Source organism: Planosporangium thailandense (assembly GCF_011947195.1).
Classification (GTDB): Bacteria; Actinomycetota; Actinomycetes; order Mycobacteriales; family Micromonosporaceae; genus Planosporangium; species Planosporangium thailandense.
The window spans coordinates 152,752-169,978 of the sequence record NZ_JAATVY010000005.1 but is presented as its reverse complement, the minus strand read 5'-3'; the positions used below and the strand labels follow the sequence as shown (position 1 = coordinate 169,978).

Genomic DNA, 17,227 nt, shown 5'->3' with positions numbered 1-17,227 from the left:
GGGCACAGTCATGCCTGCGTGGTGGATTCCGTCCGCGCCGTCTCGGAGGCCAGGTCGCCCAGACGCTCGCGGCCACCATCGGGAGCCGTGAGCACCCACACACCGTCCTCGCAGATGGCGACCGTGTGCTCCACGTGCACGGCGGGTGAGCCGTCGGCCGTCACGACCGTCCAGCCGTCCTCCAACTCGACGGTCCGCGGCCGGCCCAGGGTCAGCATCGGCTCTATCGCGACGCACAGCCCCGCCTGGAGCAGCGGCCCCTTGCCGGGCCTGCCGTAGTTGAGAACGAACGGGTCCTGGTGCATCTGGCTGCCGATGCCGTGCCCGCCGTAGCCCTCCACGATCCCGTACCGGCCGGCCTTGCGGACGCTGGACTGGACCGCGTGCGAGATGTCGGTCAGCCGTCCACGGCCCGATCGGACCCCGCGCGCCGCGGCGGCGATACCCGCCCACATGGCGTCTTCGGCGACCCGGGCCATCCGCAGCACGTCCCGGGGCGCCTCCCCGACGGGAACGGTGATCGCCGAGTCGCCGTGCCATCCGTCGACGATCGCGCCGCAGTCGATCGAGATGACGTCGCCCTCGCGCAGCACGGCCTTCGGGTCGGGGATGGCGTGCACGATCTGGTCGTTGACCGAGGTGCAGATGGAGGCCGGGTAGCCGTGGTAACCGAGGAACGACGGGATCCCACCACCGGAGCGGATCGACTCTTCGGCGATTGCGTCGAGGTCAGCGGTGGAGACTCCGGGCGCCACCGCTGCCCGCAGCCGGTCGAGGGTGGCGGCCACGAGCAGACCGGCCACGCGCATCTTGCGGATCTGCTCCGGCGTCTTGTACTCGATGTCCCAGTGTCGGTCGGCCATCACCAGTTACCCGCCGTAGGAGCGCAGGGCGTCGATCGCCCGGACGGTCACGTCTTCCACCGGGCCGGTGGCGTCGATGCCGACCAGCTTGCCCTGGGCACCGTAGTAGTCGACCAGCGGCGCGGTCTTGCTGGCGTACTCGACGAGCCGGTTGGCGATCGTCTCGGCCTTGTCGTCGTCACGCTGGAACAGTTCCGCGCCGCACCGGTCGCAGATGCCTTCCCGCGAGGTGGGGTCGAACTCGACGTGCCAGATCTTGCCGCAGCCCCGGCACGTGCGCCGGCCGGACAGGCGGCGGATCACCTCGTCGTCGTCGACGACGAGTTCGAGCACCAGGTCGAGCGCCGAACCCATGTCGGCCAGCAGCTTGTCGAGCGCGGCCGCCTGCGGGACGGTACGCGGGAACCCGTCGAGCAGGAAGCCGTCGGCGGCGTCCGGCTCGGCCAGGCGGTCCCGGACCATGTTGATGGTCACCTCGTCGGGGACGAGCTGGCCGGCGTCCATGTAGCGCTTCGCCTCCACCCCGAGCGGGGTGCCCTGCGACACGTTGGCCCGGAAGATGTCCCCGGTGGAGATCTTCGGCACGGCGAGATGCGCGGCGATGAACTCGGCCTGGGTCCCCTTGCCCGCCCCAGGAGGACCGACCAGCACCAACCTCACGCGCATGCCCCCGACTCGCTCGCGGTCCCCGGCCCGGTCACCTGAGGAACCCTTCGTAGTTGCGCTGCATCAGCTGGCTCTCGATCTGTTTGACCGTCTCCAGCCCGACGCCGACGATGATCAGTACGGCGGTGCCACCGAACGGGAAGTTCTGCTTGTTACCGCCGACGAAGTTCATGAACAGGTAAGGCAGCACCGCGATGACGGCGAGGTAGAGCGCGCCCGGGAGGGTGATGCGGCTCAGGATGAAGTCCAGGTACTCCGCCGTCGGCTTGCCGGGACGGATACCCGGCACGAACCCGCCGTACTTCTTCATGTTGTCGGCCACCTCGGTCGGGTTGAAGGTGATCGACACGTAGAAGTAGGTGAAGAAGATGATCAGCAGGAAGTAGGCCCCGATGTAGTACGGCCCGCTGAGCGCGCTCTGCTGGACGAAGTGCCGGTCGATCCAGAGCAGCACGCTGTTGTTCGTCGCCTTCTGCCCCATGAGCTGGATGACCAGCTGCGGCAGGTAGAGCAGCGACGAGGCGAAGATGACCGGGATGACGCCGGCCTGGTTGACCTTGAGCGGGATGTAGGTCGACGTCCCGCCGTACATCCGGCGGCCGATCATCCGCTTCGCGTACTGGACCGGAACCCGACGCTGCGCCTGCTCGAGGAAGACCACGAACCCGATGACGAGGACGCCGACGGCCAGCACCGCGACGAACCTGTACGGGCTCTTCTGCCAGATCGACTGTCCCTCGGCGGGCAGCCGGGCCGCGATCGACGTGAAGATCAGCACGGACATGCCGTTGCCGATGCCGCGGTCGGTGACCAGCTCGCCGAGCCACATGATGACCCCGGTGCCGGCCGTCATCGTGATGACGAGAACCCCGACCGTGAGCCACATCGGCAGCTTGGTGCTCGGCACGATCGGGTACTGGTCGCACATGTTCTGGAACAGCTGCCCGGAACGGGCCAGCGCCACGAACGCAGAGGACTGCAGGATCGCCAGACCGAGGGTCAGGTATCGGGTGTACTGTGTGATCTTGGCCTGGCCCGCCTGACCCTCCTTGCGGAGCTGCTCCAGCCGCGGAATGACCACGGTGAGCAGCTGGAGGATGATGCTGGCGGTGATGTAGGGCATGATGCCCAGCGCGAACACCGACAGCTGCAGCAGCGCGCCGCCGGAGAACAGGTTCAGCAGGCTGAACACGCCCGACTGTGCGCCGTTGTTGACGACGTTCAGGCACTTCTGGACGTTCGTGTACGACACGCCGGGGCTCGGCAGGGTGGCGCCCAGCCGATAGACAGCGATCATCGCGACCGTGAAGATCAGCTTTTTGCGCAGGTCAGGCGTCTTGAACGCACTGATGAAGGGGGATGACACGGCTTCCTCCTGCGCCTAGCTTCCGCCATCCGGGCGGTTCAGGGTTCTCCCACGGCCACGCCGCGAGAGTTCGGTCGGATGCGTACGAGTGATGGTTTGCAACGGACTCTAACAGCACGCGCGCGTAGCAACACGCCCGCGCCGAGTACACCCACCGCCATGCGACGATCTCCGACCGCGATGCGGTAGCACCGCGATCGGAGATCGCGCCGGACAGTCGATGAACGACATGGCCAAAGGACGGTCCGTCAGGACTCCTCGCCGACCACCCGCGTCGAGCCACCGGCGGCCGCGATCTTCTCGCGGGCCGAGGCACTGAACGCGTGCGCGGTGAGCTGCAGCTCAACGCCGCCCAGGTCACCGGTGCCGAGCACCTTCACCGGGTGGCCCTTACGGACCGCACCGGCCGCCGCGAGCTCGGCCGGGCCGACCTCGCCGCCCTGGGGGAACAGCTCGGCCAGCTTGTCCAGGTTGACGACCTGGAACGTGACCTTGAACGGGTTCTTGAAGCCCTTCAACTTCGGCAGGCGCATGTGGAGGGGCATCTGCCCACCCTCGAACGCCGCCGAGATGTTCTTGCGGGCCTTCGAACCCTTGGTGCCCCGACCGGCGGTCTTGCCCTTGGAGCCCTCACCGCGACCCACCCGGGTCTTCGCGGTCTTGGCGCCGGGGGCCGGCCGCAGGTCGTGAATCTTGATCGTCATCGGACTACTCGACCTCCTCGACCCGGACGAGGTGCGTCACCGTCTGGATCATGCCTCGGATCTCGGGACGGTCTTCCTTGACGACCACGTCACGGATCCGCTTCAGGCCGAGCGAACGCAGCGTGTCCCGCTGGTTCTGCTTCGACCCGATCTCCGAACGTACCTGGGTCACCTTGAGCCGTGCCATCACGCCCCCACCCCGGCCCGGGCCGCCAGCATGGCAGCCGGCGCCACGTCCTCGACCGGGAGGCCACGACGCGCCGCGACGGCCTCCGGCGACTCGAGCTTCCGCAGGGCGTTCACGGTCGCGTGCACGATGTTGATCGCGTTCGACGAGCCGAGGCTCTTCGACAGCACGTCGTGGATGCCGGCGCACTCCAGCACGGCGCGCACCGGGCCACCGGCGATGACGCCGGTACCGGCGCTGGCCGGCTTGAGGAGCACGACGCCGGCGGCGTCCTCGCCCTGCACCGGGTGCGGGATCGACGCGGCGATCCGCGGCACCTTGAAGAAGTGCTTCTTGGCCTCCTCGACGCCCTTGGCGATCGCCGCGGGCACCTCCTTGGCCTTGCCGTAGCCGACGCCGACGGTGCCGTCGCCGTCGCCCACCACGACGAGCGCGGTGAAGCTGAACCGACGACCACCCTTGACGACCTTGGCCACCCGGTTGATCGCGACTACCCGCTCAAGGTGGGGAGTCTTCTCGGCCGGCGCGCCGCCCCGGCCGCCGCCCTCACGGCGGTTATCGCGACGGCCGCCACCTTCGGTGCTACCGGACCCGCCGCCCCTGCGCTGTTGACCTGGCATTAGGGGTTCCTTCCTAGAACTCGAGTCCGGCTTCGCGCGCGGCGTCCGCCAGCGCGGCGATCCGCCCGGCGTACTGGTTGCCGCCGCGGTCGAAGACGACCTTGCTGATGCCCGCGGCCTTCGCCCGCTCGGCCAGCAGAGCGCCCACCTTGCGGGCGAGAGCGCTCTTGTCGCCCTCGGTACCGCGGATGGAGGCGTCCAGCGTCGAGGCCGAAACCAGCGTGTGGCCCTTGGTGTCGTCCACCACCTGCGCGGTGATGTGCCGCAGCGTGCGGGTGACCACCAGGCGCGGGCGCGCCGGCGTACCGCTGAGGTTCTTGCGGATGCGGAAGTGCCGGCGTGCGCGCCCGACGCGGCGCGCCGCGGCGGTGCCGCCGGAGTTGCGGCGCTGAAGCAGCGTGGCCGTCACTTCTTACCTGCCTTTCCAGCCTTGCGGCGGATGACCTCGCCCTGGTACTTGACGCCCTTGCCCTTGTAGGGCTCCGGCGGCCGGATCTTACGGATGTTCGCGGCTACCTCGCCCACCAGCTGCTTGTCGATGCCGGCGACGTGGAACAGCGTCGGCCGCTCGACGGTGAAGGTGATACCGGCGGGCGCCGTGACCGTCACCGGGTGCGAGAAGCCGAGGGCGAACTCCAGGTCCGAGCCCTTGGCCTGCACGCGGTAACCGGTGCCGGCGATTTCCAAGCTTTTACGGTAACCCTCGGTAACGCCGACGACCATGTTGGCGATCAGCGTGCGGGACAGGCCGTGCAGCTCCTTGGCCCGGCGCTCGTCATTGGGCCGGTTCACGTACAGCTGGCCGTCCTCGCCCCGCTCGGCCGTGATCGGCTCGGCGAGAGTGTGCGAGAGCTGCCCCTTCGGCCCCTTGACCGAGACGGTCTGGCCATCGATGGTGACATCGACGCCGGTGGGCACCGTAATTGGCTTACGTCCGATTCGCGACATTGCAGATCTTCCTCACCAGACGTAGGCGAGGACTTCCCCGCCCACCCCTCGCTTGCGGGCCTGCCGGTCGGTGAGCAGTCCCTGGGACGTCGAGATGACGGCCACGCCGAGACCGCCGAGCACGCGCGGCAGCTCCGGCGCCTTGGCGTACACCCGCAGGCCGGGCTTCGAGACGCGCCGGATACCGGCCAGGCTGCGCTCGCGGTTGGGGCCGTACTTGAGCTCCACGATCAGGGTCTTGCCAACGGCGTCGCCCTCCGGCTCCTGAACGGTCCAGGAGGCGACGTAGCCCTCTGCCTTGAGGACCTCGGCGATGTTTGCCTTGATCTTCGAGTAGGGCATGGTCACCCGGTCGTGGTACGCCTGGTTGGCGTTGCGCAGACGGGTCAACATGTCTGCGATCGGGTCGGTCATCGTCATGGGTATTCGTCAGCCTTTCTCACCGCGGTTCCCGCGCGAGTCATCCGCGGGCCTTCGGCGAAGCGGGAAGCCTTGGCGACCGGTCTGGTTCGGCGTGTCTGATGCCACGCCACCACCCAGGCCAGTCGTCGCTCTAGTTACCAGGAAGCCTTGGACACGCCGGGCAGTTCGCCGCGGTGCGCCATCTCGCGGATGCACACCCGGCACAGACCGAACTTGCGGTAGACCGCCTTCGGCCGCCCGCAGCGCTGGCAGCGGGTGTAGGCACGCACCGAGAACTTCGGCTTGCGCGCCGCCTTGAGGATCAGCGCCTTCTTGGCCATGGATCAGCTCTCCTTGAACGGGAAGCCCAGCAGCTTGAGCAGCGCCCGGCCCTCGTCGTCCGTCTTAGCGGTGGTCACGATGGTGATGTCCATGCCCCGCGGCCGATCGATCCGGTCCTGGTCGATCTCGTGGAACACCGACTGCTCGGTGAGCCCGAACGTGTAGTTGCCGTTGCCGTCGAGCTTGCGCCCGTCGAGACCGCGGAAGTCGCGGATACGCGGCAGCGCGATCGACAGCAGGCGGTCCAGGAACTCCCACATCCGGTCGCCGCGCAGCGTCACCTTGGCGCCGATCGGCATACCCTCGCGCAGCTTGAACTGCGCGATCGACTTCTTGGCCCGGCGGACCTGCGGCTTCTGACCGGTGATCGTGGCCAGGTCGCGGACAGCGCCGTCGATCAGCTTCGCGTCGCGGGCCGCCTCGCCGACACCCATGTTGACCACGATCTTCACCAGACCGGGCACCTGCATGGGGTTGCCGTAGCCGAACTGCTCGCGCAGCTTGCCCGCGATCTCCGCGCGGTACCGCTCCTTCAGGCGCGGCGTGACCTTCTCAGCAGTGGTCGTCGTCATCACAGGTCCTTACCGTTGCTGCGCGCGACGCGGATCTTCTGGCCGTTCTCGTCCAGCCGGTATCCGACGCGGGTGGGCTTGCCGTCCGAGTCGAGCACCATCACGTTCGACACGTGGATGGGCGCTTCCTGGGTGACGATGCCGCCGGTCTTCGCGCCACGCTGGGTGGTACTCACGCGCGTGTGCTTCTTGACCCGGTTCACGCCCTCGACCAGGACCTTGTCGAGCTTCGGGTAGGCCGCGATGACCCGCCCCTTGGCTCCCTTGTCCTTGCCGGCGATGACGAGAACCGTGTCGCCCTTCTTTACCTTCACGGTCTACAACACCTCCGGGGCGAGAGAGATGATCTTCATGAACCGCTTGTCACGCAGTTCACGCCCGACGGGGCCGAAGATACGGGTACCGCGCGGGTCACCGCCGTCCTTGATGATTACGGCGGCGTTCTCGTCAAAGCGGATGTACGAGCCGTCCGGCCGCCGCTTCTCCTTGGCGGTGCGGACGACGACGGCCTTGACCACGTCGCCCTTCTTCACGCCGGCGCCCGGGATCGCGTCCTTCACGGTGGCGACGATGACGTCGCCGATGCCTGCGTAGCGCCGACCCGAGCCGCCGAGCACACGGATGCACAGAATCTCCCGGGCACCCGTGTTGTCGGCGACGCGCAGTCGCGACTCCTGCTGGATCACGTCAACTCCTGTATGTCTGCCGGTTCTTCGGAGACCTGCCCCGAAGCCTGGCGGAACTCAACGCCGTTGGGCGCTTACTTGGCCTTTTCGAGGATCTCCACGACCCGCCAGCGCTTGGTGGCGGACTGCGGTCGGGTCTCCATCAGCAGCACCCGGTCGCCGATGCCGCACGAGTTCTGCTCGTCGTGCGCCTTCAGCTTGCTGGTACGCCGCATGACCTTGCCGTACAGCGGGTGCTTGACCCGGTCCTCCACGGCAACGACCACGGTCTTGTCCATCTTGTCGCTGACGACCAGGCCCTCACGGACCTTGCGCCGGCCGCGCTCTTCCACGCTCTCACTCATGACGCCACCTCAACCGGCGCGGCCGAGAGACCCAGCTCGCGCTCCCGCATGATCGTGTAAACCCGCGCGATCTCGCGCCGGATAACCTGCAGTCGGCCGTGGTTCTCAAGCTGGCCGGTAGCCGCCTGCACCCGCAGGTTGAACAGCTCGGCCTTGGCCTCCCGCAGCCGCGTGACCAGCTCCTCGTCGGAGAGTTCACGCAGCTCAGCAGCCTTGGTGCCCGCTGCCATCAGCCCTCAGCCCCTTCGCGTGTGACGATGCGGCACTTCATCGGAAGCTTGTGGATCGCGCGACGCATCGCCTCTCGCGCAACCGCCTCGTTCGGGAACGACATCTCGAAGAGAATTCTTCCCGGCTTCACGTTCGCGACCCACCACTCGGGTGAGCCCTTACCGGAGCCCATACGGGTTTCGGCCGGCTTCTTGGTGATCGCCTGGTCGGGGAAGACGGTGATCCAGACCTTGCCACCACGGCGGATGTGCCGCGTCATGGCGATACGAGCCGACTCGATCTGACGGTTGGTCACGTACGCCGGCTCAAGAGCCTGGATGCCGAACTCGCCGAAGCTCACCCGGGTGCCACCCTTGGCCGCACCACTCCGGTCCGGGTGGTGCGGCTTGCGGAAGCCCTTCGGGGGCTTACGCGGCATCAGCATTGATCAGCCCTCCTGCTGCGTTTCTGCCGGCGCGGGCGCAGATTCGACCGCGGTGGCGTTGCTCTGGGTGGCCTCCGGGCCGGCGAGCCCGGCCGCAGCCGCACGACCCGCCTCGGTGCCGCCCGCGGTCGTGCCCGAGGAGCCCGAGCGCGTCCGACGCGGGCGCTCCGGCCGCTCCCGGCGACCACGGGTCGGCGCCTGCTCGGCCGGGGCCTCGCGGCCCGGCACGGCGTCACCCTTGTAGATCCAGACCTTCACGCCGATCCGGCCGAAGGTCGTACGCGCCTCGAAGAAGCCGTACTCGATGTTGGCCCGCAGCGTGTGCAGCGGAACGCGACCCTCGCGGTAGAACTCGGTCCGGCTCATCTCGGCGCCGCCGAGGCGACCCGACACCTGTACCCGGATACCGCGCACCAGCGGGTTCTTCATGGCCGACTGCATGGCCTTGCGCATCGCCCGCCGGAAGCTCACCCGGCTGGACAGCTGCTCGGCGACACCCTGCGCCACCAGCTGAGCGTCCGACTCGGGGCTCTTCACCTCGATGATGTTCAGCTGCACCTGCTTGCCGGTGAGCTTCTCGAGCTCGCCGCGGATGCGGTCGGCCTCGGCGCCCTTGCGGCCGATCACGATGCCCGGACGGGCGGTGTGGATGTCCACACGGACCCGGTCCCGGGTGCGCTCGATGTCGACCTTCGCGATACCGGCGCGCTCCAGGCCCTTCGACATCATCCGGCGGATCTTGACGTCCTCCGCGATGTAGTCCTTGTAGAGCTTGTCCGCGTACCAGCGGGACTTCCAGTCGGTGCTGATGCCGAGCCGGAACCCGTGCGGGTGGACCTTCTGACCCATTACTCGGTCTCCTCCTCGGCCGCCGTCGTCGCCGGCTCAGCCTTCTTGGTCGCCTTGGCCGGCGCCGCCTTCTTCGCGGCCGCCTTGGTCGCCTTGGCCGGGCCGCGCCGCTGCGCCGGCGGCACGCTCTCGACCGCGATCGTGATGTGGCACGTCCGCTTGCGGATCCGGTACGCCCGGCCCTGCGCCCGCGGCCGGAACCGCTTGAGCGTCGGGCCCTCGTCGACGTACGCCTCGCTGACGAGCAGCGAATCGGGGTCGAGCCGCTCGTTGTTCTCGGCGTTGGCGATCGCGCTCGCCAGCACCTTGTACACCGGCTCGCTGGCCGCCTGCGGCGCAAACTGCAGCACCGTGAGCGCCTCCTTCGCGGGCAGGCCGCGAACGAGGTCGACCACACGGCGCGCCTTCATCGGCGATACGCGTACGTACCGCGCAACGGCTCGAGCGCCCGGAAGCGCCGGAGCTGCCTTCGTTGGCATCGCTGTTGTCTCCTGTCGTTCCTACGACCCGCCTAGCGGCGGCGGCTCTTCCGGTCTTCCTTTTCGTGGCCCTTGAACGTGCGCGTCAGGGCGAACTCGCCGAGCTTGTGCCCGACCATCGCTTCGGTGATGAACACCGGGACGTGCTTGCGCCCGTCGTGCACGGCGATCGTGTGCCCGAGCATGTCGGGAATGATCGTCGAGCGCCGCGACCACGTCTTGATCACGTTCTTGGAGTTCTTGGCGTTCTGCGCTTCCACCTTCTTGACCAGGTGGTCGTCGACGAACGGCCCTTTCTTGAGGCTGCGAGGCATCTTCTATTACTCCTTAGCCGCGCTTCCGGGTGGCGTAGCGCCGACGGACGATGAGGCGGTCGCTCGGCTGGCCCTTGCGACGGGTCCGGCCCTCGGGCTTACCCTGCGGGTTCACCGGGTGGCGACCACCGGAGGTCTTACCCTCACCACCGCCGTGCGGGTGGTCGACCGGGTTCATGGCCACACCACGGACGGTCGGGCGCTTGCCCTTCCACCGCATGCGGCCGGCCTTGCCCCAGTTGATGTTCGACTGGTCGGCGTTGCCGATCTCACCCACCGTCGCCCGGCAGAACACCGAGACGCGGCGGATCTCACCCGACGGCATACGCAGCGTCGCGTAGTCGGCCTCGCGGCCCAGCAGCTGGATGCCGACGCCGGCCGAGCGGGCCAGCTTGGCACCGCCGCCGGGGCGCAGCTCCACCGCGTGGATCGTGGTACCCACCGGGATGTTGCGCAGCGGCAGGTTGTTACCGGGGCGGATGTCGGCGCCTGGGCCGGACTCGATCCGGTCGCCCTGTCGCAGGCCCTGCGGCGCGATGATGTAGCGCTTCTCGCCGTCGACGTAGTGCAGCAGCGCGATCCGGGCGGTGCGGTTCGGGTCGTACTCGATGTGAGCGACCTTCGCCGGCACGCCGTCCTTGTCGTTGCGCCGGAAGTCGATCAGCCGGTACTGCCGCTTGTGGCCGCCACCCTGGTGCCGGGCGGTGACCTTGCCGTGGGCGTTGCGACCGCCCTTGTTCGGCAGCGGACGCAGCAGCGACTTCTCCGGCGTGTCCCGAGTGATCTCGGCGAAGTCGGAGACGCTGGAGCCGCGACGACCGGGGGTCGTGGGCTTGTACTTGCGGATAGCCATTGTCTTTAACCCCTCAGCTGACCGGGCCGCCGAAGGCCTCGATCCGGTCACCGTCGGCGAGCTTGACCATCGCCCGCTTCGTGTCCTTGCGCTTGCCCCAGCCGGTGCGGGTCCGCTTGCGCTTGCCCTCACGGTTGAGCGTGTTCACCGACAGCACGCGAACGTTGAAGATCTGCTGAATCGCGATCTTGATTTCGGTCTTGTTCGCGTCCGGGTGGACCAGGAACGTGTACCAGTTCCGGTTGAGCTCGCCGTAGCTCTTCTCCGAGACCACGGGCGCGATGATGACGTCCCGCGGGTCAGCGACAGTGCTCACTGCTCGGCCTCCTTCTTGCCTGCCACGGCGAGGAACTCGTCCAGCGCGGCCGTGGTGAAGACGACCCGATCGGCAACCAGCACGTCGTACGTGTTGAGCTGGTCGGCGGCGAGCAGGTGCACCCGCGGCTCGTTGCGCAGGCTCAGCCAGTTGGTCTCGTCGGCACGGCCGAGGACGACCAGCACCCGACCGCTCGCGGCGATCGAGTTGAGCACCTTCAGCGCGTCCCTGGTCTTCGGGGCGTCGCCCTCGACGAAGGTCGAGACGACCGACACCAGGCCTTCGCGCGCCCGGTCCGACAGCGCGCCGCGCAGCGCGGCCGCCTTCATCTTCTTCGGGGTCCGCTGGCTGTAGTCGCGCGGCACGGGACCGTGCACGACACCACCGCCGGTGAACTGCGGCGCCCGGATCGAGCCCTGACGGGCACGGCCGGTGCCCTTCTGCTTGTACGGCTTCTTGCCACCGCCGGAGACCTCGCCGCGGGTCTTCGTCTTGTGCGTGCCCTGACGGGCGGCCGCCAGCTGCGCGACCACGACCTGGTGCATCAGCGGAATGCTGGCCTGCGCGTCGAAGATCGACGCGGGCAGCTCGACCGAGCCGGTGGCGTTGCCGTCGACTCCGATCACGTCAACGGTCGTCACTTCGCACCGCCCTTCTTGACCGGGGCCTTCGCCGCGGTACGCAGCAGCACGAGGGCGCCCGCGGGGCCCGGCACCGCGCCGCGGATCAGGATCACGTTGTTCTCCGGGTCGACCGCCTGCACGGTCAGGTTCTGCACGGTGTAGCGCACGCCACCCATGCGACCGGCCATCCGCAGGCCCTTGAAGACGCGACCCGGCGTGGCGCAGGCGCCGATCGAGCCGGGCGAGCGGTGCTTGCGCTCGACACCGTGGCTCGCGCGCAGACCGCCGAAGCCGTGACGCTTCATGACACCCGCGAAGCCCTTGCCCCGCGTACGGCCGGTCACGTCAACCAGCTGGCCGGCCTCGAAGGTCTCGACGGTGATCTCCTGGCCGAGGCCGTACTCGCTCGCGTCCATGGTCCGCAGCTCGACGATGTGTCGGCGCGGCGCCACGCCGGACTTGGCGTAGTGACCGGCCTTCGGCTTGTTCACCTTCCGCGGGTCGATCGCGCCGTACGCGAGCTGAACGGCGGAGTAGCCGTCCTTGTCCGCGGTGCGCACCTGGGTCACGACGTTCGGGTCGGCCTGAACCACGGTCACCGGGACAACGCGGTTGTTGTCCCAGACCTGGGTCATGCCGAGCTTGGCGCCCAGAATCCCCTTGACTTGCCTGTCCATTAGTCCGGTCCCTACAGCTTGATCTCGATGTCGACGCCAGCCGGCAGGTCGAGGCGCATGAGCGAGTCGACCGTCTTGGGTGTCGGGTCGATGATGTCGATCAGACGCTTGTGCGTGCGCATTTCGAAGTGCTCGCGCGAGTCCTTGTACTTGTGGGGCGAGCGGATCACGCAGTAGCGGTTGATCTCGGTCGGCAGCGGCACGGGGCCCGCGACCTGCGCTCCGGTACGGGTCACCGTCTCGACGATCTTCCGAGCCGAGGAGTCAACGACCTCGTGGTCATAGGCCTTGAGCCGGATGCGGATCTTCTGTCCCGCCATAGTGGCTTCTGTTCCTTCTCTTCGCGATCCTCGCCGGCCTGGTCGCCAGCGCACCGACCTCTTGTGTGGCCGGTCCGTCCCGCACGGCTTCACCAGCGAGCCTGACCGGTCCTCGGCAGATCCGTCCCACGCGGACGTTCACACGCGCTCCGGACCTGCCCTTCCGACCCCCGCGGTCGGGCGTGTCGCGGCCTAGGGCCAGGCTCCGCCCCTACCAGATCTCCCGAGAGAGGCTTCGGATGGCCCTTGGGCGCCGCACGCCCGGCTGCGGAAGCGAGACGCCTTGCAGGAATTTCTCCCGCCGGGCGTCGCGCGAAGCGGCCGAGACACTCTATCAGAGTCGAAACTCAGGAATTGAGCCGGACCCCTGGCAGAGCAGTCTCGACCGCCCGCAACGCAACCTATTCAGTATGCCGCACAGTGCACGGCAATGTGAAATCGGGTGGTGGTGACCACTAAGTGGCCCCTACCGGTTATTACTTGATGATCTTGGTAACGCGACCGGCGCCGACGGTCCGACCACCCTCACGGATGGCGAACTTGAGGCCCTCCTCCATGGCGATCGGCTGGATCAGCTGAACCGTCATGGCGGTGTTGTCGCCGGGCATGACCATCTCGGTGCCCTCAGGCAGCGTGACCACGCCGGTGACGTCGGTGGTACGGAAGTAGAACTGCGGCCGGTAGTTCTGGAAGAACGGGGTGTGCCGGCCACCCTCTTCCTTCGAGAGGATGTAGACGGTCGCCTCGAACTCCGTGTGCGGGGTGGTCGAGCCGGGCTTGACCACGACCATGCCGCGCTCGACGTCCTCGCGCTTGATACCACGAAGAAGCAGACCGACGTTCTCGCCGGCACGCGCCTCGTCGAGGATCTTGCGGAACATCTCGATGCCGGTGACGACGGTCTTCATCGACTTCGGCTTGATGCCGACGATCTCGACTTCCTCGTTCGGCTTCAGCACGCCACGCTCGCAGCGGCCGGTGACGACCGTACCGCGACCGGTGATCGTGAAGACGTCCTCGATCGGCATGAGGAACGGCTTGTCGACCTCACGCTCGGGCTGCGGGATCGCGGTGTCGACCGCGTTCATCAGCTCCATGAGAGCGTCGGTCCACTTCGGGTCGCCCTCGAGCGCCTTGAGCGCCGAGACGCGGACGACCGGCAGGTCGTCACCCGGGTACTCCTGGCTCGACAGCAGCTCGCGCACCTCGAGCTCGACCAGCTCAAGCAGCTCCTCGTCATCGACCATGTCGCTCTTGTTGAGCGCCACGACGATGTAGGGGACGCCGACCTGGCGGGCCAGCAGAACGTGCTCGCGGGTCTGCGGCATCGGGCCGTCGGTCGCCGCGACCACCAGGATCGCGCCGTCCATCTGGGCGGCACCGGTGATCATGTTCTTGATGTAGTCGGCGTGACCGGGGCAGTCAACGTGGGCGTAGTGCCGGGCCTCGGTCTGGTACTCGACGTGAGCGATCGAGATCGTGATACCGCGGGCCTTCTCCTCCGGCGCCTTGTCGATCTCGTCGAACGGCGTGTAGGGGTTGACGTCCGGGTACCGGTCGTGCAGGACCTTCGTGATCGCCGCGGTCAGCGTCGTCTTCCCGTGGTCGATGTGACCAATGGTGCCGATGTTGACGTGCGGCTTAGTCCGCTCGAACTTCGCCTTCGCCACTGGTGTCCTCCTGTGGACTTCTTGGTTCGTTCCGCGCGGCACTTGTGGCCCCGACGGACTTGTCGACTTGGGTCTTGCGGCCGGAAGCCTCAGGCCCGGTGATGCAGGCCGCTCCGACCCCGACGAGCACTAGTCTCCCCCACCCCGCGTGACCGGGGTGGGACCGACTCACTCCCCGGTTGCCTTCGCGATGATCTCCTTGGCGACGCTCGCAGGAACCTCGTTGTAGGAGTCAAACTGCATCGAGTAGCTCGCCCGGCCCTGGGTCTTCGACCGCAGGTCGCCGACGTAGCCGAACATCTCCGAGAGCGGCACCAGCGCACGGACGACGCGGGCGCCGCCGCGCTCCTCCATGGCCTGGATGATGCCACGCCGGGAGTTGAGGTCGCCGATGACATCACCCATGTTCTCTTCAGGGGTGGTGACCTCGACGGACATCATCGGCTCGAGGATCGTGGGGTTGGCCTTGCGGGCCGCCTCCTTGAGCACCATCGAGCCGGCAATCTTGAACGCCATTTCCGACGAGTCGACCTCGTGGTACTGGCCGTCGAGCAGGGTCAGCTTGACACCGACCAGCGGGTAGCCGGCGAGCACGCCGTACTGCATCGCGTCCTGGGCACCGGCGTCGACCGAGGGGATGAACTCCTTCGGGATACGACCACCGGTGACCGCGTTGACGAACTCGTACGTCGGAGCGTCGGCCTCCATCGGGATGGGCTCGAGCTTGACAATGACCTTCGCGTACTGGCCGGAGCCGCCGGTCTGCTTCTTGTGGACGTACTCGGCCTTGTCGACCGTGCTGCGGATCGTCTCGCGGTAGGCCACCTGCGGCTTGCCGACGTTGGCCTCGACGTTGAACTCCCGCCGCATCCGGTCGACCAGGATGTCCAGGTGAAGCTCACCCATGCCGGAGATGACCGTCTGGCCGGTCTCCTCGTCGTTCTTGACCCGGAAGGTCGGGTCCTCCTCGGCGAGGCGCTGGATCGCGGTGCTCAGCTTCTCCTGGTCGGCCTTGCTCTTCGGCTCGATCGCCACGTCGATGACCGGCTCCGGGAAGGTCATCGACTCGAGGATGACCGGGTTGGCCGGGTCGCAGAGCGTGTCGCCGGTGGTGGTCTGCTTGAGACCCTGCACGGCGATGATGTCGCCCGCAAGAGCGGACGACCGCTCCTCACGCTTGTTGGCGTGCATCTGGTAGATCTTGCCGATCCGCTCCTTGCGGTCCTTCGTCGAGTTCACGATCTGCGAACCCGACTCCAGCTTGCCGGAGTAGATGCGGACGTAGGTGAGCTTGCCCAGGTGCTTGTCGGTCTGAATCTTGAACGCCAGCGCCGAGAACGGCTCCTCCACCGAGGCCTTACGCTGCATCGGCGTCTCGCCGTCGGTCGCGGTGCCCTCGATCGCCGGAATGTCCAGCGGCGACGGCAGGAAGTCGACCACAGCGTCGAGCATGGGCTGCACGCCCTTGTTCTTGAACGCCGAGCCGCACAGCACCGGGTTGGCCTTGCTGGCGATCGTGGCGCGACGGATGCCGGCCTTGATCTCCTCGACCGACAGCTCCTCGCCCTCGAGGTACTTGACCATGATGTCGTCGTCGACCTCGGCGAGCGTCTCCAGGAGCTTCTCCCGGTATTCGTTGGCCTGGTCAACGAGGTCGGCCGGGATCTCCTCGACCGCGTAGTCCTCGCCCTTCTGGGTCTCGCCACGCCAGGTCAGCGCGCGCATGCCGACCAGGTCGACGACGCCGATGTGGTCACCCTCGAGCCCGATCGGGATCTGGAGCACCAGCGGGGTGGCGTTGAGCCGGTCGACCATCATCTGCACGCAGCGGAAGAAGTCCGCGCCCGTACGGTCGAGCTTGTTGACGAAGCACATCCGCGGCACGTGGTACTTGTCGGCCTGGCGCCAGACGTTCTCGGTCTGCGGCTCGACACCGGCCACACCGTCGTAGACCGCGACCGCGCCGTCGAGCACCCGCAGCGAGCGCTCCACCTCGACCGTGAAGTCGACGTGGCCGGGCGTGTCGATGATCTGGATCGTGTGGCCCTTCCACTCGCACTTGGTGGCGGCGGAGGTGATGGTGATGCCGCGCTCCTGCTCCTGCTCCATCCAGTCCATGACGGCAGCGCCCTCGTGGACCTCACCGATCTTGTAGGTGATACCGGTGTAGAAGAGGATGCGCTCGGTGGTGGTGGTCTTACCGGCATCGATGTGAGCCATGATGCCGATATTGCGGAGCTTGGCGAGGGCGGCGTCTGCGGCAGCCACGATGATCCCTACTTCGTCTCGAAGGTCTGTGTTACCAGCGGTAGTGCGCGAAGGCCTTGTTGGACTCCGCCATCTTGTGCGTGTCCTCGCGCCGCTTCACGGCGGCACCGAGGCCGTTGCTGGCGTCGAGCAGCTCATTGGTAAGGCGCTCGACCATCGTCTTCTCGCGGCGGGCCCGCGAGTACGTGACCAGCCAGCGCAGCCCCAGGGTGGTGGCGCGCTGAGGACGCACCTCGACCGGCACCTGGTAGGTGGCGCCACCGACACGGCGGCTCTTCACCTCGATGGCCGGCTTCACGTTGTCCATCGCCCGCTTGAGCGTCACAACCGGGTCGGTGCCGGTCTTCTCGCGGCAGCCCTCGAGAGCCTCGTACACGATGCGCTCGGACAGCTGGCGCTTGCCATCCATCAGGATCTTGCTGATGAGCTGGGTGACCAACGGCGAGTTGTACACCGGATCAGCGACAAGCGGCTTGCGCGGCGCAGGGCCCTTACGCGGCATG

At 67.5% G+C, this 17,227-nt stretch carries 27 protein-coding genes; all 27 read right to left on the bottom strand.

Annotation, left to right across the window (positions count from 1 at the left end):
* Nucleotides 1-8: 8 nt before the first annotated feature.
* Nucleotides 9-863, bottom strand: a complete 855-nt coding sequence (map, locus tag HC031_RS10605) for a type I methionyl aminopeptidase (RefSeq protein ID WP_167925052.1) — start codon at nt 861-863, stop codon at nt 9-11.
* 6 nt (nt 864-869) lie between these two features.
* Nucleotides 870-1,523 (bottom strand): adenylate kinase, encoded by a 654-nt coding sequence (locus HC031_RS10600; protein ID WP_167925167.1) that lies wholly within the window; start codon nt 1,521-1,523, stop codon nt 870-872.
* A 37-nt stretch (nt 1,524-1,560) separates the two neighbouring features.
* Nucleotides 1,561-2,895, bottom strand: a complete 1,335-nt coding sequence (gene secY, locus HC031_RS10595) for a preprotein translocase subunit SecY (RefSeq protein WP_167925051.1) — start codon at nt 2,893-2,895, stop codon at nt 1,561-1,563.
* A 248-nt stretch (nt 2,896-3,143) separates the two neighbouring features.
* Nucleotides 3,144-3,599, bottom strand: a complete 456-nt coding sequence (gene rplO, locus HC031_RS10590) for a 50S ribosomal protein L15 (protein WP_167925050.1) — start codon at nt 3,597-3,599, stop codon at nt 3,144-3,146.
* A 4-nt stretch (nt 3,600-3,603) separates the two neighbouring features.
* Nucleotides 3,604-3,786 (bottom strand): 50S ribosomal protein L30, encoded by a 183-nt coding sequence (rpmD, locus tag HC031_RS10585; RefSeq protein ID WP_167925049.1) that lies wholly within the window; start codon nt 3,784-3,786, stop codon nt 3,604-3,606.
* A complete protein-coding gene (gene rpsE, locus HC031_RS10580; protein ID WP_167925048.1) occupies nt 3,786-4,406 on the bottom strand; it encodes a 30S ribosomal protein S5 in 621 nt (206 codons plus the stop codon). Before rpsE ends, rpmD begins: the two co-directional genes overlap by 1 nt.
* 13 nt (nt 4,407-4,419) lie before the next feature.
* Nucleotides 4,420-4,815, bottom strand: coding sequence for a 50S ribosomal protein L18 (rplR, locus tag HC031_RS10575; RefSeq protein ID WP_167925047.1), 396 nt, complete (start codon nt 4,813-4,815; stop codon nt 4,420-4,422).
* A complete protein-coding gene (gene rplF, locus HC031_RS10570) occupies nt 4,812-5,354 on the bottom strand; it encodes a 50S ribosomal protein L6 (protein WP_167925046.1) in 543 nt (180 codons plus the stop codon). Before rplF ends, rplR begins: the two co-directional genes overlap by 4 nt.
* A gap of 12 nt (nt 5,355-5,366) precedes the next feature.
* On the bottom strand, nt 5,367-5,774 hold the full coding sequence (gene rpsH / locus HC031_RS10565; RefSeq protein ID WP_167925045.1) for a 30S ribosomal protein S8: 408 nt from the start codon (nt 5,772-5,774) through the stop codon (nt 5,367-5,369).
* Between the two features lie 137 nt (nt 5,775-5,911).
* Nucleotides 5,912-6,097 carry a type Z 30S ribosomal protein S14 gene (locus HC031_RS10560; RefSeq protein WP_167925044.1) on the bottom strand — a complete coding sequence of 62 codons (186 nt, stop codon included), beginning with the start codon at nt 6,095-6,097 and terminating at the stop codon, nt 5,912-5,914.
* Between the two features lie 3 nt (nt 6,098-6,100).
* On the bottom strand, nt 6,101-6,670 hold the full coding sequence (gene rplE / locus HC031_RS10555; protein WP_167925043.1) for a 50S ribosomal protein L5: 570 nt from the start codon (nt 6,668-6,670) through the stop codon (nt 6,101-6,103).
* Nucleotides 6,670-6,984 carry a 50S ribosomal protein L24 gene (rplX, locus tag HC031_RS10550; protein ID WP_167925042.1) on the bottom strand — a complete coding sequence of 105 codons (315 nt, stop codon included), beginning with the start codon at nt 6,982-6,984 and terminating at the stop codon, nt 6,670-6,672. Before rplX ends, rplE begins: the two co-directional genes overlap by 1 nt.
* 3 nt (nt 6,985-6,987) lie before the next feature.
* Nucleotides 6,988-7,356 (bottom strand): 50S ribosomal protein L14, encoded by a 369-nt coding sequence (rplN, locus tag HC031_RS10545; RefSeq protein WP_089244879.1) that lies wholly within the window; start codon nt 7,354-7,356, stop codon nt 6,988-6,990.
* A 74-nt stretch (nt 7,357-7,430) separates the two neighbouring features.
* A complete protein-coding gene (gene rpsQ, locus HC031_RS10540) occupies nt 7,431-7,700 on the bottom strand; it encodes a 30S ribosomal protein S17 (RefSeq protein ID WP_167925041.1) in 270 nt (89 codons plus the stop codon).
* Nucleotides 7,697-7,930, bottom strand: a complete 234-nt coding sequence (rpmC, locus tag HC031_RS10535) for a 50S ribosomal protein L29 (RefSeq protein WP_167925040.1) — start codon at nt 7,928-7,930, stop codon at nt 7,697-7,699. The genes rpsQ and rpmC overlap by 4 nt, the downstream gene beginning before the upstream one ends.
* Nucleotides 7,930-8,355, bottom strand: a complete 426-nt coding sequence (gene rplP, locus HC031_RS10530; protein ID WP_167925039.1) for a 50S ribosomal protein L16 — start codon at nt 8,353-8,355, stop codon at nt 7,930-7,932. The genes rpmC and rplP overlap by 1 nt, the downstream gene beginning before the upstream one ends.
* 3 nt (nt 8,356-8,358) lie before the next feature.
* Entirely contained in the window at nt 8,359-9,204 is an 846-nt protein-coding gene (rpsC, locus tag HC031_RS10525; RefSeq protein ID WP_167925038.1) for a 30S ribosomal protein S3, read from the bottom strand.
* A complete protein-coding gene (gene rplV, locus HC031_RS10520; RefSeq protein ID WP_167925037.1) occupies nt 9,204-9,683 on the bottom strand; it encodes a 50S ribosomal protein L22 in 480 nt (159 codons plus the stop codon). The genes rpsC and rplV overlap by 1 nt, the downstream gene beginning before the upstream one ends.
* A 32-nt stretch (nt 9,684-9,715) precedes the next feature.
* Complete coding sequence (rpsS, locus tag HC031_RS10515) at nt 9,716-9,997, bottom strand: 30S ribosomal protein S19 (protein WP_167925036.1); 282 nt, start codon at nt 9,995-9,997, stop codon at nt 9,716-9,718.
* 13 nt (nt 9,998-10,010) lie between these two features.
* Nucleotides 10,011-10,850 (bottom strand): 50S ribosomal protein L2, encoded by an 840-nt coding sequence (gene rplB, locus HC031_RS10510; RefSeq protein WP_167925035.1) that lies wholly within the window; start codon nt 10,848-10,850, stop codon nt 10,011-10,013.
* A gap of 13 nt (nt 10,851-10,863) precedes the next feature.
* On the bottom strand, nt 10,864-11,166 hold the full coding sequence (gene rplW, locus HC031_RS10505; protein ID WP_167925034.1) for a 50S ribosomal protein L23: 303 nt from the start codon (nt 11,164-11,166) through the stop codon (nt 10,864-10,866).
* On the bottom strand, nt 11,163-11,807 hold the full coding sequence (rplD, locus tag HC031_RS10500; protein WP_167925033.1) for a 50S ribosomal protein L4: 645 nt from the start codon (nt 11,805-11,807) through the stop codon (nt 11,163-11,165). Before rplD ends, rplW begins: the two co-directional genes overlap by 4 nt.
* A complete protein-coding gene (rplC, locus tag HC031_RS10495; protein WP_167925032.1) occupies nt 11,804-12,466 on the bottom strand; it encodes a 50S ribosomal protein L3 in 663 nt (220 codons plus the stop codon). Before rplC ends, rplD begins: the two co-directional genes overlap by 4 nt.
* 11 nt (nt 12,467-12,477) lie before the next feature.
* On the bottom strand, nt 12,478-12,786 hold the full coding sequence (gene rpsJ / locus HC031_RS10490) for a 30S ribosomal protein S10 (RefSeq protein ID WP_018347762.1): 309 nt from the start codon (nt 12,784-12,786) through the stop codon (nt 12,478-12,480).
* Nucleotides 12,787-13,262: 476 nt separating this feature from the next.
* The gene (gene tuf / locus HC031_RS10485; RefSeq protein ID WP_167925031.1) at nt 13,263-14,456 is read right to left on the bottom strand and encodes an elongation factor Tu; all 1,194 of its coding nucleotides are present in this window, start codon (nt 14,454-14,456) and stop codon (nt 13,263-13,265) included.
* Nucleotides 14,457-14,624: 168 nt separating this feature from the next.
* Nucleotides 14,625-16,724 (bottom strand): elongation factor G, encoded by a 2,100-nt coding sequence (gene fusA / locus HC031_RS10480; protein WP_167925030.1) that lies wholly within the window; start codon nt 16,722-16,724, stop codon nt 14,625-14,627.
* A 31-nt stretch (nt 16,725-16,755) separates the two neighbouring features.
* Nucleotides 16,756-17,226 (bottom strand): 30S ribosomal protein S7, encoded by a 471-nt coding sequence (rpsG, locus tag HC031_RS10475; RefSeq protein ID WP_167925029.1) that lies wholly within the window; start codon nt 17,224-17,226, stop codon nt 16,756-16,758.
* Nucleotide 17,227: the final 1 nt, after the last annotated feature.

What these genes read in the sequence shown, in the direction of transcription:
- rplC (WP_167925032.1), bottom strand. Translation starts at nt 12,466, where the DNA reads ATGGACAGGCAAGTCAAGGGGATTCTGGGCGCCAAGCTCGGCATGACC.
- rpmD (WP_167925049.1), bottom strand. Translation starts at nt 3,786, where the DNA reads ATGGCACGGCTCAAGGTGACCCAGGTACGTTCGGAGATCGGGTCGAAG.
- rplV (WP_167925037.1), bottom strand. Translation starts at nt 9,683, where the DNA reads ATGCCAACGAAGGCAGCTCCGGCGCTTCCGGGCGCTCGAGCCGTTGCG.
- rpsS (WP_167925036.1), bottom strand. Translation starts at nt 9,997, where the DNA reads ATGCCTCGCAGCCTCAAGAAAGGGCCGTTCGTCGACGACCACCTGGTC.
- rplP (WP_167925039.1), bottom strand. Translation starts at nt 8,355, where the DNA reads ATGCTGATGCCGCGTAAGCCCCCGAAGGGCTTCCGCAAGCCGCACCAC.
- rpsJ (WP_018347762.1), bottom strand. Translation starts at nt 12,786, where the DNA reads ATGGCGGGACAGAAGATCCGCATCCGGCTCAAGGCCTATGACCACGAG.
- rpsC (WP_167925038.1), bottom strand. Translation starts at nt 9,204, where the DNA reads ATGGGTCAGAAGGTCCACCCGCACGGGTTCCGGCTCGGCATCAGCACC.
- rplE (WP_167925043.1), bottom strand. Translation starts at nt 6,670, where the DNA reads ATGACGACGACCACTGCTGAGAAGGTCACGCCGCGCCTGAAGGAGCGG.
- rpmC (WP_167925040.1), bottom strand. Translation starts at nt 7,930, where the DNA reads ATGGCAGCGGGCACCAAGGCTGCTGAGCTGCGTGAACTCTCCGACGAG.
- rplB (WP_167925035.1), bottom strand. Translation starts at nt 10,850, where the DNA reads ATGGCTATCCGCAAGTACAAGCCCACGACCCCCGGTCGTCGCGGCTCC.
- rpsQ (WP_167925041.1), bottom strand. Translation starts at nt 7,700, where the DNA reads ATGAGTGAGAGCGTGGAAGAGCGCGGCCGGCGCAAGGTCCGTGAGGGC.
- HC031_RS10560 (WP_167925044.1), bottom strand. Translation starts at nt 6,097, where the DNA reads ATGGCCAAGAAGGCGCTGATCCTCAAGGCGGCGCGCAAGCCGAAGTTC.
- map (WP_167925052.1), bottom strand. Translation starts at nt 863, where the DNA reads ATGGCCGACCGACACTGGGACATCGAGTACAAGACGCCGGAGCAGATC.
- rpsG (WP_167925029.1), bottom strand. Translation starts at nt 17,226, where the DNA reads ATGCCGCGTAAGGGCCCTGCGCCGCGCAAGCCGCTTGTCGCTGATCCG.
- rplF (WP_167925046.1), bottom strand. Translation starts at nt 5,354, where the DNA reads ATGTCGCGAATCGGACGTAAGCCAATTACGGTGCCCACCGGCGTCGAT.
- rpsE (WP_167925048.1), bottom strand. Translation starts at nt 4,406, where the DNA reads ATGCCAGGTCAACAGCGCAGGGGCGGCGGGTCCGGTAGCACCGAAGGT.
- rpsH (WP_167925045.1), bottom strand. Translation starts at nt 5,774, where the DNA reads ATGACGATGACCGACCCGATCGCAGACATGTTGACCCGTCTGCGCAAC.
- rplO (WP_167925050.1), bottom strand. Translation starts at nt 3,599, where the DNA reads ATGACGATCAAGATTCACGACCTGCGGCCGGCCCCCGGCGCCAAGACC.